The 12902-nt window shown below is 60.2% G+C and carries 7 protein-coding genes; 1 reads left to right on the top strand and 6 read right to left on the bottom strand.

The features are described from left to right. The first annotated feature begins 142 nt into the window (after window positions 1–142). Window positions 143–1090: a LysR family transcriptional regulator gene (locus tag BK670_RS17120; RefSeq protein WP_100846329.1), complete on the top strand. Its 948-nt coding sequence runs from the start codon at window positions 143–145 to the stop codon at window positions 1088–1090. Here the strand turns inward: BK670_RS17120 and yfiB are convergent. The 6 genes from yfiB to recC form a co-directional block, all read right to left on the bottom strand. Next, window positions 1087–1581 carry an outer membrane lipoprotein YfiB gene (gene yfiB, locus BK670_RS17115; protein WP_473086926.1) on the bottom strand — a complete coding sequence of 165 codons (495 nt, stop codon included), beginning with the start codon at window positions 1579–1581 and terminating at the stop codon, window positions 1087–1089. The genes BK670_RS17120 and yfiB overlap by 4 nt on opposite strands. A 5-nt stretch (window positions 1582–1586) precedes the next feature. Then, window positions 1587–2855, bottom strand: coding sequence for a diguanylate cyclase DgcN/YfiN (gene dgcN / locus BK670_RS17110; RefSeq protein ID WP_123451423.1), 1269 nt, complete (start codon window positions 2853–2855; stop codon window positions 1587–1589). Beyond that, the gene (gene yfiR / locus BK670_RS17105) at window positions 2852–3427 is read right to left on the bottom strand and encodes a regulatory sequestration protein YfiR (protein WP_123451421.1); all 576 of its coding nucleotides are present in this window, start codon (window positions 3425–3427) and stop codon (window positions 2852–2854) included. The genes dgcN and yfiR overlap by 4 nt, the downstream gene beginning before the upstream one ends. Before the next feature lie 119 nt (window positions 3428–3546). Then, window positions 3547–5622, bottom strand: coding sequence for an exodeoxyribonuclease V subunit alpha (gene recD / locus BK670_RS17100; RefSeq protein ID WP_123451420.1), 2076 nt, complete (start codon window positions 5620–5622; stop codon window positions 3547–3549). Then, window positions 5619–9308 (bottom strand): exodeoxyribonuclease V subunit beta, encoded by a 3690-nt coding sequence (recB, locus tag BK670_RS17095; protein ID WP_123451418.1) that lies wholly within the window; start codon window positions 9306–9308, stop codon window positions 5619–5621. The genes recD and recB overlap by 4 nt, the downstream gene beginning before the upstream one ends. Continuing rightward, window positions 9305–12757, bottom strand: a complete 3453-nt coding sequence (gene recC / locus BK670_RS17090) for an exodeoxyribonuclease V subunit gamma (RefSeq protein WP_123451416.1) — start codon at window positions 12755–12757, stop codon at window positions 9305–9307. The genes recB and recC overlap by 4 nt, the downstream gene beginning before the upstream one ends. Window positions 12758–12902: the final 145 nt, after the last annotated feature.

Below are 12902 nucleotides of genomic sequence, written 5' to 3'. Positions count from 1 at the left end.
TCCAGAACTTGTTTTTATCGTAGGAGCCAAGGCGAAGGGTTCGCCTTGAGATGAGGCGTGTGTCACGAATTGGTTGTCGGACTGTTTTTGGAGTATAGATGTGCAAACTTCTAATAAGAACGCACATATAAGCCCGTCCATCATGCAAAAAAACATCACCTCTCTAGGCTCGCTGAACTGGGACGACCTCAAGTTTTTCCTCGAAGTCGCCCGTACCCGCAAGGCCAGCACCGCCGCCAAACGGCTGGCTGTCGACTACACAACCGTGTCGCGGCGCATCAGTTCGCTGGAAGCGGCATTGGGGACTTTGCTGTTCGAAAAGTCGCGCACCAGCGGTTTTGTGCTGACCACCGAAGGCCAGCGTTTGCTCGGTTATGCCGAGTCGATTGAAAGCACATTGCACATGGCCTGCGAGCAGGTGTCCGGCTCTGGCGTGGCCCTCTCCGGGCATGTGCGCATGGGCTGCACCGAAGGTTTCGGCAGTTTTTTCATCACCCCGCAGCTGAGCCATTTTGTCGACGCCTACCCGGCAATCTCGGTGGACATCCTGCCGCTGCCGCACTTCATCAGCCTGTCCAAGCGCGAGGCTGACATCGTTATCGCGCTGGAACGGCCGGAGCATGGGCCGTACGTCTGCTGCAAACTGTGCGACTACCGTTTGCAGCTCTACGCGACCCAGGACTATCTGGACAAACACCCACCGATCCGCCGCCCGGCCGATTTGAGCAAGCATCAATTCATCAGTTATGTGGACGATCTGGCGTTCAGCTCGGAGCTGCTGTACCTGGCGAACGTGCTGCCCGGTGCCAACGCCCATCTGCGCAGCACCAGCGTGATTGCGCAGTTCGTCGCGGCGCAGCAAGGGCGCTCACTGGCAATTCTGCCGTGCTTCCTCGCCGCGCAGGATCCGCGCCTGCTGCCAGTGTTGCCGGAGGACATCGACATCACCCGGCAGTTCTGGATGTACTGCCGCGAGGACCTGCGCAAGCTCAAGCGGATTACCCTGCTGTGGGATTACATCCGTGAGGTGACTGAGCGCAATCAGGGTCTGCTGATGGGGCAGACCCGCGAAATGCAGTTCGCCGACTAGTCGGTGCTGACCACAATCGACACCCGGCGGTTTTCCGTGCGACCGGCCGCCGTGTCGTTGGACGCCACTGGCTCTTTGCTGCCCAGGCCCTGCAGCTGGATGTTCTCGTCCTTCATGCCGACTGTGCGCAGGACGTTGGCGACACTTTTCGCACGACGCAGCGACAGTTGCTGGTTGTAGGTTTCCTTGCCCGATGCGTCGGTGTGACCATCGACGCGCACGCGCTCGATGCCGACACTCAGCAATGCCTTGCCAATGCGTTCGACGATCTCAGTGCTTTGCGTGTTCAGGCTTTCGACGTCGCTGCCAAACAGCACTTTGCCGGACAGGCCAAACTCCCAGCCCTCGTCGGTCAGTTCAAAGCCCTGTTGTTTGAGGACCGCGACTTGCGCCGGGGTCAGGCCTTTTTGCGGCGCGGTCTGGCAACCGGTCAGGGCCAGTACGGCCATCAACAGCACAGCGTAGAAAGTTCGAAAGGTCAGTGTGGACACGAGAGTCAGCTCCTGGTTTGCACGATATCGACCGGGTGCTCCGCCCCGGCCGTGAATTGGGCGCCGCGTGACAGGCGCTTGGCTTGATACATCGCCGCATCGGCAGCATCGAGCAAGGCCCCTGGCGTGGCACCATGATCGGGAAAAACCGCAATGCCGATACTGAGCGAGGTCACCACACTGGTGTCGCCCGGCAACGCGATGGGCATGTCCATGCTGGCGAGGATTTTGTCAGCAATGTGCTCAGCGTCTTCGACCTTGTGCAGCGGCGTGAGCAGAACGGCGAACTCGTCACCGCCCAGCCGCGCCACCAGATCCTCTTCGCGCAACTGCGCACGAACGCGGTTGGCCACGGCCACCAGCACCGCATCACCGGCGGCGTGGCCGAAGTTGTCGTTGATGCCTTTGAAGCGGTCACTGTCGAGAAACAACACGGCCACGCGCTCATCGTGTTTGCCGGCATTGCGCAATGCGCGGATCAATCGCCCTTCGAAAAAGGCACGGTTCGGCAGACCGGTCAGGCTGTCGTGAGTCGCCTGGTGGGCCAGGGTTTCATTTTCGTTTTGCAGGTGGGTTTGCCACGACTCCAGTTCGTCGAGCAAGGCGTTGAAGTCATTGCCGAGGTTGTCGAGTTCAGCGATCTGCGCCGGCGGTACGCGGCGGTCCAGCGCGCGTTCGCTGCGGGCGGCGTGGGCCACGGCCGCGAGGCTGCGCAGGGGACCGATGATGCCGCGTAACTGGCGCCGCGCCAGGTAGAGCGCAACCCAGGCGCTGATCGCGGTACAGAGGATGATCCCTGCCAGACCGCTGAGCAGAAAACGCATCAGGCTGCCGCCATGACCGATGAGCAGCACCCGGCCGATTTCACGGTCTTGATGCTCGATCGGCAGGCTGATGGGTTTTTCCAGGACGGCGCGGGTGATCTGCATTTGCAGCTCAGAGAACAAGCCGTTTTCCGGGCGTTGCCAATGCGCGAGCACTTGCCCTTGGCTGTCCAGCACCTCGGCTTGCGCGACTTCTTCGGTAGACGCAATCAGGGCCAGCGCTTCGGTGGCGGCCGTCTTGTCGTTGAACACCACCGCGGCTTCCACGGTGTAGCTGATCGAGCGGGCGATCAGGTGCAGGTTGTGGTCGGCATAAACCCGGAGCGCCAGTACACCGAGTAATGTCAGCGAAACACTGGCCATCGCCACGCCCACCAGCGCGACCGTCAAATGCCCTCGGCCGATGACCGACCCCAGAGTTGGGCGGCTTTTCGCTCGGAACAGTTTCATGGCGCCGCCGGTTTGCGACGCGACAATTGCAGCACGCTTGGGTGAATACGCACGCCGCTACGGGCAACAGAGTCGAGATTGACTTCAAAAGACACTTGCTCATCGCCAACCCGCAGACAGAACAGGCTACCGACCGTGCACTCATCGCCACCTTCGCTGATGCTCAGCACCGGATGACCAATCAGCGAAGCGAACAAGCGAGCGCGTTCATCTGTGGTGAGCTTGCCGATGTAAACCGCATCGCATTCGCTGACGATGGCCGGGTTGTCGGCCAGCAGGCGACGTACGGTCACCGGCCGGCCGGTGGCTTGAGTGGTGCCTTTGACCAGATCGTCGGTGTACTCGGTGGGGCCGACGATGCACAGGCGCAATTGCGCCGGTTCCACCGGCCAGCGCGCGTAGCTGAGAATGCCCAGAACCACCTGAGTGACAGATTTGGCCCGTTGTTCGGCCATGCCCGCCGGCGCTTGCGACTGCGCGATAGCCGCGCCCGTCAACACCCAGAGCAGAGCAACAAGCAACGCGTGCTTGCAGACAACTACGCGCTCTGTCGCCCAGACAGACACCTTCATGCAGGGATTCTCTTCGATCGTAGCGAAATGATGCCGCAACGATAGCACAGCAGTGAAACACCAGCGAGACAGCGACCTCTGACCGGTTGGTCAGTAATCGCCGCCAATCGTCGGGGTTTTCACCTCGCAGGCACGCTCCCCTCTTCCAGTTCCAGCATCAGCCCGCTCAGGCGTTTGACCTTGCGCTGTACCGCTTCCTCGAACACCCCCGGTCGGGATTCAATCAGGGTGAACCAATGCTTGGCCCGGGTGATGCCGGTGTAGATCAATTCTTTGGTCAGCACCGGGTTCAAGGCATCGGGAAGAATCAGCGCCGTGTGGGCAAATTCCGAGCCCTGGGACTTGTGCACCGTCATGGCATAGACGGTTTCAACGTCGTTGAGGCGGCTTGGCAATACGAAGCGCACACCGCCCTGACCGTCGTTGCGCGGAAACGCCACGCGCAATACCGGTTTGCCCGCGTCCGGCCCTTCGCGCTCGGGCAGCTTGAGGGCGATTCCGATGTCGCCGTTCATCAAGCCAAGACCGTAATCGTTACGAGTCATCAGGACCGGACGACCTTCGTACCATTGCTGATCATTTTCGATCAGACGTGCTTTGAGCAATGCGGCGGTGATGCGCTGATTCAGGCCTTCGACACCCCACGGCCCTTTGCGCACGGCACACAACAACTGGAAGGTGTCGAATGCTTGCAAGACTTCGCGGGCCCAAATGACCCAGTCCGGATGTTCCAGTGGCCGGCCCGAGGGAGGACGCAGATCACGCAGCACACTCAGATAATGGCGGTAACCCTGCGGCCCATCGCCGTGCCCCTCCAGCAACAGACGCTCGAGCTTGTGATCGTGTTCGCCCTTGAGTGGCAACGAATACACATCGTCATAGTGTCCAGCGGTAAGCAACTGACGCGCTTCGTCCGGCAACTGCTGGTTGACCCGACGTGCGAGCTGACCGATGCCGCTGCCCTCGCCGAAGCGCCGGGAGTGGCGCAGCATCACCACCTGCTGGGCCAGCGGGTGAGCGCCCCCGATGTCCTCATGCAAGCCGCTGTCCTGCAACGACTCACCGCTGACCGACTCCAGCCACTGTCGGGTCTGTGGGCTGTACCAGCCACCCTCCGCGTCACGACACAAATCTCCTAGCACCGCGCCGGCTTCCACAGAGGCCAATTGGTCTTTGTCGCCCAGCAATACCAGACGTGCATGGGCTGGCAGGGCATCGAGCAGATTGGCCATCATTTCCAGGTCGATCATCGAGGCTTCGTCGACCACCAGCACATCCAGTGGCAAGCGATTGCCCGCGTGGTGACGGAAGTGTCGGGTGCCCGGACGGCTGCCCAGCAAGCGATGCACGGTGGTGACATCACAAGGAATTTTTGCCCGCACCTCTTCGCTGACTTTCAGCGACTGCACCTGTTGGCTGATGGACTCGGTCAACCGCGCCGCTGCCTTGCCTGTTGGCGCCGCCAGACGTATCCGCAGCGGATGACCGGTGGCGACCGCAGGCGCTTGAAGCAGGGCCAGCAAACGCACCACGGTGGTGGTTTTACCGGTGCCCGGACCGCCGGTGACGATGCTGAAGGCGCCACGAGTGGCAAGGGCGCAGGCGAGTTTCTGCCAGTCGATCACCTCACCGGTTCCGGCTGATCCGAACAGTTCGTTCAAGCGTTGCGGCAGATCGGCCGGCGTCGGCTCGACCTGCTGCAGGCGCTGGCGCAACGCCGTATCGATACGCCGTTCGTAGGTCCAGTAGCGTCGCAGATACAAACGTTTACCCGACAACACCAGCGGGCGTTGCTGTGCGAAATCGCTGGTATCCGCCGCCAGTGCGACCAAAGAGCTACCTGCCAAAACCTTGCACCAGTGAGCACCGTCGAGCGCCTCGAGCAATTGCGAAGGCAGCAACAGCACGCCACCTTGCTCGTCACCTTCGGGGGGCAGCGACAGAGCGAAGTCGGGAGCTTTCAGGGTTTCGTACAGATCAAGACAGACATGCCCATGGCCAAGTTGATGGCTGGTCAATGCGGCAGCGAGCAGCACCAGCGGATCCGTGTCGCGCTCAAGTTCGTGAAGGAAAGCGACGAATGCTTTGTCCAGCGCACGCAGCCAGCCACGCTCGACCCAACGAGTCAGCAATACCAACAGGTCATCGGCGCTGGTCAGCGGCGTAGGGAGCAGATCGGCAAAGGTGCGGCTCATAGCAGGACTCCCTGTTCCCAGGCGGGTTCGGACTTGGGTTCGGGTTTTCCTTGAAACATACGGTCGAGACGCTCGATCAGTTCACGGGGTGGACGGGCGAAATACACACCGCGACTGTCAGCACGAGTGCCACGCAGGAACAGATAAAGCGCACCACCGACATGCCGGTCGTAATCGTAATCAGGCAGCCGCGCCTTGAGCTGGCGATGCAACGCCAGCAGGTACAACACGTATTGCAGGTCATAGCGGTTGTCGAGGATCGATTGTTCCATGGCCTGCTCGGTATAGGCCAGGTCATCTACGCCAAGCCAGTTAGACTTGTAGTCCGCTACGTAATAACGCCCGTCGTGTTCAAAGGTCAGGTCGATGAAGCCTTTGAACATACCGTTGAGTTGCACCGGTTCGGCTGCCACGCGGGCGACGCCCCGGTGTGTGTGCTGCCGCACCAGTTCGTCGAGTTTGACGACATCGACTTTATGGCTGGCGAACCAGAATTCCATCTCGACCCGATACTGCTTCAGTTGTTCGAGGACCACAGGCGGCTGCCCGCCTGCAATCGGCAGTGGCGATTTGAGCAGATGTTGCAACCAGTCACTCAGGGTGGTGATCCAGCCTTCCCAGCCGCGCAGGTTGCAGCGCCGGGCAATGGCGTCTTCCAGCGCCTCGCGGGAAACGGCAAAACCATCATCACCGGCCCATTCCAGCAACCCGTGGAGGAATGTTCCCGGATTGGGACCGCGCGGAAAGCGGTGGATATCGGCACCGCCGGTAATGATTTCCCGCGGCGCATCGGGGTCGAGGCGTTCGTCATCAAACAGCTTTTGCGCTTGCGGGCTGTCCGGTGCTTCATCGCTGCCGACACTCAGTACGTCGCTGATGCGCAGAGCGCTGTAGGAGGCGATCCACCAGTTTTCGCTGGCCTTGCGCTTGGGCAGCAGCGTGGCACTCAGCACGGCGTCGTTGCGCGGCGGCTGGTAATGCTCGTCGGTGGGTTGGGGCATTTCATCGGTGTGGATGGCCGGGCAGTCTTGTTGCAGCTCTTGCAGCCAGCGTTTCAGTTCGCTGGACTCGCTCAGCGATGCGCCACCGCCGAGCAAATAACCCAGCGCCGAAAGGTGCAGCACCGAGCTGTTGTTATTACCCCGCTTGAGATCCGTCACACCCAACCAGCAGGCATGCTGCGCGCGAGTCAGAGCAACATAGAGCAAGCGCAGGTCTTCGGCCAGACGCTCATCATCCGCTTGCTCGATCAGCTCGACGGTTGGCTTCAGGCTCACCTGAGCCTTGCCCTCGGCGTCGTGATAATGCAGCGGCAAGCGACTGCCATCCACGGGTTTTGCCGAACAAATGAACGGCAAGAACACCAATGGATATTCCAGGCCTTTGGACTTGTGGATGGTCACGACCTTGACCAGTTGCTCGTCACTCTCCAGACGCAGAATCTGCTCTTCACCGGCCTGGCCTGACACTGCCAGCAACTCGGCCAAATGACGAATCAACGCTTGTTCACCGTCCAGTTCCGCAGCGGCTTGCTGCATCAATTCCGACAGGTGCAAAAGGTTGGTCAGCACACGCTCGCCATCCGTGCGTGTCATCAAGGTTTGCGGCAGATGGAAGTCGTGCAGGAGGCGGCGCAACATCGGCAGCACACCTTGCTTGCGCCATAGCTCGCGATAGCCACGGAACTGCATGACCCGGGTTTCCCATACCAGCTCATCCTGGTTCAAGCGTTCCAGCTCTGCCAATGGCAGGTTCAAGGTGATACAGGCCAATGCGGCTTTCAGGGAGCGTTCGACATCCGGCTCGGCACAGGCCTTGAGCCAGGACAACAGGTCGTGAGCCTCTTGCGCCGCGAATACCGAATCCTTGTCCGACAGGTAAACGCTGCGCACGCCACGGGCGGCGAGCTCACCGCGCACGGCCTGGGCCTCTTTGCCGTCGCGCACGAGAATCGCGATGTCGGACGGCCTCAGGCCTCTGAAGTCTTTGCCGTCCTGAGTGAACCCTGCGCTAGCGTTTTGCCCGCCATTGAGCAGCGCGGTGATTTCGCTGGCGCACGCTGCGGCCAACTGCTGACGATAGACCGCACCCGACAGTGGCTGGTCGGCGGACAAATGCCAGACATTCAACGCCGCGACAGCTTGCCCGGCAACTTGCAGCTGCTCCTTGCGCCCCTGAGATTCGACGGGGAGGAATGGCACCGGATTCTTGCCATTTTTCTCGCGGAACAAAAACGCGCCGCGGCCCTGCTCTCGGGACTCGGCGCGGGCGAATACATGATTGACCGCGTTGACCATACCGTGGCTGGAACGGAAGTTGGTGCCCAGCGTATGCAGTCGGCCAGTGGTCGCCTGACGCGCGCGCAGGTAGGTGTAGATGTCTGCACCGCGGAAAGCGTAGATCGCCTGTTTCGGATCGCCGATCAGGAACAGGCCGGTCTCGGGACTGTTGTCTTCGATGCGATAGATGCTTTCGAAGATCCGGTACTGCACCGGATCGGTGTCCTGGAACTCATCGATCAGCGCGACCGGGAACTGCTCGCGAATCAACGTCGCGAGACGTTCGCCTCCGTCGGATTGCAAAGCGGCATCCAGACGCAACAACATGTCGTCGAAGCCCATCTCGGCGCGACGTCGCTTCTCTTCTTCAAAACGTGCGCCCACCCATTTGGCGGCATGTTGCAGCACAGCGGCATCGGGAGTCGGCAATGCATCGAGGCTCGACTTGAGCTTCGCCATGGCATCCAGACCGGGGTGACTTGGAGCCTGGTCTTTCCACGCTTCGGCCATCCCGTCGGGAGTCAGTCGGGTGAAACCGGTGCCGATATCCAGTTGCTCCAAGGTCTCGTCTTCGGCCCATGCCTTGAGCTTTTCGAACCAAGGTTCGAAGTAACGCGCCTGCATTTTGCGCCCATCGACGGCTTTGCTCGCAACGCCTTGTTGGCAGATGGCGAGCAACTCATCTGCCCACTGGCGCCAGGGCATTTTCAATTCGATCAACGCCGCGCGGCGTTCTTGCAGGCACTCATCGATCAATTCCGCGGGCGCCTTGCCCTCGTCGCTGTCACGCTCACTGGCGAACAGGCCGCGCACGCGAGGCAACAACGCCGCCGGCCCACCCCAATTGCTGCGAACCCAATTCAAGGCATCGCCCTGCATCGGGTAACAGAACAGCCGCCAGTAATCGCGCAGCACTTCGCCGAGCAAGTCGCTGTGATCGGTTTCCAGGGATTGGGTAAACAAGCTGCCACTGTCGAACGCGTGCTCCCGCAGCATGCGCTGACACCAACTGTGGATGGTCGAAACGGCGGCCTCGTCCATCCACTGCGCGGCGACATCGAGGCGGTTGGCGCAACCGGGCCATTGTTGGGAGTCGAATTGATCACGCAATTCGGCGATCAGCGCGTCGGGCGCAGGCGTTTCGTCACGAAAGAATCGAGCAGCCTCAGCCAGACGCGTGCGTATGCGCTCACGCAGTTCCTTGGTTGCGGCGTCGGTGAAGGTCACGACGAGAATCTGAGGTGGCAGCAATTCGCGGCCGAACCCGCTCGCCTCGTGACCATGCCCGAGGATAAGCCGCAAATACAAAGCAGAAATGGTGAACGTTTTACCGGTCCCGGCACTGGCTTCGATCAACTGGCTACCCTGTAGCGGGAATGCCAGTGCGAGGGGTGTCTTTGTACTCATGCCCGAGCCCCCTCGATGGACAGCGAACGCCAAGGCGCCTCATACAACGGACGATACAAAGCGTCACACCAACCGGAGAATGTCTCGTCGGCGAGCAATGCCTCGAAGTCGGCAAATTGCCGTGACAATGCCGGACTCTCGCGGCGCTCACCTTCGCTGGTCTGCCCGTCACCTTCGTAAGCTTTACGCGCGGCCGCTTCGGCCTTCAGGGGGTCGGCCTGAGAGAGCCACGCGAAGGCGGTTTTTATTGCGATCGGCAGTGGCTGGCGCATCCCGGCCTGCCAGGCGAGGAGCAAGTCGCCGAGGAAACGTATCGCTCGATCTTGCTCCATCGGATCAAGCAGCAGCGTGTCATCGCTGGCCACCAATGCGGTGCTCAGGGAAAGTCCGCTGGCGCAGGCCACCAGATGATTGACCCAAGGTTTACTCAGACGATGCCATTTACGGCTTTTGATCGAGCCAATGCTGTTCGGAATGGTCGTGACCGACAACAGGCCACCGTCAGCGCGCTGATGCAAACCGGCGAGCCAGCCCTCAAGTCGCAAGCCCTGCAATTCAAGATTGACCGGCGTCGCACTGGTCAACGGGGTCGGCCACAGTGTCAGCAGTTGTTGATAACGCTGCAGCAAATCCGGCAGGGGTTCGATCAGCTCTCGTTGCAGGCACTCGCCAAACCCGGCCATTGGCAACAGGCCGCTGTTCTGCAGACGTCGGGCCTGGGCAGTCAGCGCCTGTTCGACATTGTCCGGTTGCCTGAGAGCAGCTTCGAGCAGGCTGTCGCTGAGCGTGTAACGCTGCAATGCGTCCAGCACGAAGGGTTCTTCATCGGCCAGCGGTGCTTCGGCCGCCTCGAAATACACCTTCAGACGCTGGGTGAAAAAGTGCCGAACCGGATTGCGCAAAAAGTCCTGCAGCAATGCCAGGCTCAATGGCTCCTCTTGGACATAAGGCGTGAGTACCTGCGCTTCGCTTTGAGGCTCATGCTGTTGATGCAGAATCTGCCATTCGCTGGCATAGCTGAAGAGTTGATCGCCCTCATGAAAATAGCGTGCACTGAACGGTTGCAGCGGATGCTCTTGCGTCATGGCACTCAGCAGATCGCGGTTTTCATCCAGCAATCGCCAACCGCTGGCGAGGTGATCGCGCAACTGGCCGATCAACACGGAAGCCGGTCGCTCACTGTTGTCGCGAATGCTGCGGCCAACCCAACTGATGTAGAGCTGATTACGTGCAGACAGCAGCGCCTCAAGTAAAAGATAACGATCGTCTTCACGCCGCGAGCGATCTCCCGGACGGTAATCGCTGCCCATGAGGTCGAAGTCCAGCGGTGGCTGTGCGCGGGGATAGTCGCCGTCGTTCATCCCCAGCAGACAGACCAGTTTGAACGGAATGGCACGCATGGGCATCAGCGTACAGAAATTCACCGCACCGGCCAGAAAGCGCTGAGACAACCGGCCCTGGTCCAGGCCGGCGAGCCAGGCTTCACGAACCACTGTCAGTGGTAGCTCATCCACCAGACCTACAGCCTCGCAGGTTTCCAGCCAGGTTTCGCGCAACTCTTCGAGTTGAGTCAACAAGTAGTCGTCATGCTCGTTACTGGCCTTGAAGAACAATTGCATCAGCGCCTGCAACCGGCATCCCCACTCCTTGGGTTGAGCGGGTTGGGTGAGCTGCTGGTGGGCGAGTTCCAAGGCATCGAGCAGAGCCACCAACGGCCCGATCAGTGCGGCGTCGAGTCCGCCGATTTCATCATAGGGCTCAATCCCCTCACACGCGTTGGCACTGCCGACGGCGTAGCCCAGAAGCATGCGGCGCAGACCGAAATGCCAGCTGTTTTGCTCAAGCTCCTCAGGTAACCCCAGGCCCGCGCGTTGCTCGGCATTCATGCCCCAGCGAACACCTGCACCCTCTATCCAGCGGTGAAGTGTTGACAGGTCGCGCTCCTCTACACCAAAGCGCGCGCGGAGTGCAGGAACGTCGAGCAGGTCGAGAATTTCACTGACCGGGAAACGACTGTCGGGAAGCTTGAGCAGGTGTTCGACCGCGATCAGCAGTGGATCACGACCACGTTGCCCCTGGTCTGCCAATGTGAAAGGGATGAACCGCGAATCATGGCGGTCAAGCTGACCAAACACTGCGCGGATATGCGGCGCGTAGCTATCGACGTCAGGCACCATCACGATCACATCGCGAGGGCGCAGATCCGGGTTGGCACTAAAGCGTGCCAGGAGTTGGTCATGCAGTATTTCGACTTCACGTTGAGCGCTGTGGGCAATGTGAAAACGGATCGACTCGTCTTGCGCCAGATCGACAGCAGGCCAGAGTTCACGTGTTTCGTTGAGTGGACGCAACTCCAGGATATCGTCCTGCAGTTGATTGAGCAGATTGTGCGGCTGAGTTTCGCTGAACAGGTCTATGCGGCCGTCGCGGAAAGCCGCCCGATAGCTATTGGGGTCGTCGTAACTGTCGAGCAGGTTGATGTAGTCCCGGCCTTGTTTGCCCCATGCAGCCAAGAGTGGATGGGCGTGTTGATGCAGGGCCTCAGGGTCCAGCACTGCTGGCATTCCAGTCTTGCGCGATTGTCTTTTGTACTGGTGCCGTAGCAGATCCTTGTCGGCGACAATGTCAGCCCAGTGGTGGCGGCACGGATTGTGTACACACAGCAGGACCTGACTGAAACGCGCGAGCCCGGCCAGCGCCTCAAGCACTTGGGCTGGTAGAGAAGAAATCCCGAAAACAATCACTCGCGAAGGCAATCCCACAGGCGCTTCGGTGAGGTTGTTGATGCGCTCGATAAACCGTTGATGAACGCCGGCACGACTCTGCGCCATTCCTTGTTCGCCCACGTCATCCAGCAGCGCTCGCCACAGTTCCGCCTGCCAGCAACTGGTCGGGGACAGCGGTTTTACTTCTCCCCTGACGCTGCGCAATTGATGCCGACCTTCGGTCCAGTCTTCAAGCCAGTCGGCCCGGTACACCTGATATTGGTCGAACAGATCCGCCAAGCGCTCGGATAATTGATAGCGTTTGCGCAGGTCGGTGTCGTGGGTGAGAAAGCGTTGCAATGGCTCGAAATGAGGCCGATCAATGACCTGTGGGAGCAGACGCATGAGGCGCCAGGTCAGAGGGGCCTTATCAAGCAGGGACTTGGGAGGGATTTCATCTCGGCCCATTACCGTGCGGTATAGCTTCCACATGAAACTGCCCGGCAATTGCACATCAATCGCTGCCGCGATGCCGCAACCTCCGAGGTCGTCGTCCTCTGGATCTTCAGCCAAGGCCAATTTGAGCCATTGGGCAATACCGTTGCTCTGTACCAGAGCGATTTCGTTTTCCAAGGGGGCCAGTGGGTAGCGCCGCATGATGCTGATCACAAGGCTGCGCAGTTCGTCCAGGCTATTGCTCTGGACCACCATGAATGCAGCGTTGAGGGACTGGGCGTCCGGCATAAGGGTTTCCTTGGAGAAGTACAAAAGCCAGGCAGAACCTTAGCATTGTCGGCAGGGTATGACAGCCGGACGGCGTCCGTGAATGCTGTACGAACTTTCCTGCGGACAAAACAAAACCCCAACTGCTTTCGCAATTGGGGTTTCG

Source organism: Pseudomonas fluorescens (assembly GCF_003732425.1).
Taxonomy (GTDB): Bacteria; Pseudomonadota; Gammaproteobacteria; order Pseudomonadales; family Pseudomonadaceae; genus Aquipseudomonas; species Aquipseudomonas fluorescens_BE.
This window is presented reverse-complemented; position numbering and strand designations above follow the sequence as displayed.

Coding starts and splice junctions, on each gene's coding strand:
- BK670_RS17120 (WP_100846329.1), top strand. CDS start 143: ATGCAAAAAAACATCACCTCTCTAGGCTCGCTGAACTGGGACGACCTC.
- dgcN (WP_123451423.1), bottom strand. CDS start 2,855: ATGAAACTGTTCCGAGCGAAAAGCCGCCCAACTCTGGGGTCGGTCATC.
- yfiR (WP_123451421.1), bottom strand. CDS start 3,427: ATGAAGGTGTCTGTCTGGGCGACAGAGCGCGTAGTTGTCTGCAAGCAC.
- recD (WP_123451420.1), bottom strand. CDS start 5,622: ATGAGCCGCACCTTTGCCGATCTGCTCCCTACGCCGCTGACCAGCGCC.
- recB (WP_123451418.1), bottom strand. CDS start 9,308: ATGAGTACAAAGACACCCCTCGCACTGGCATTCCCGCTACAGGGTAGC.
- recC (WP_123451416.1), bottom strand. CDS start 12,757: ATGCCGGACGCCCAGTCCCTCAACGCTGCATTCATGGTGGTCCAGAGC.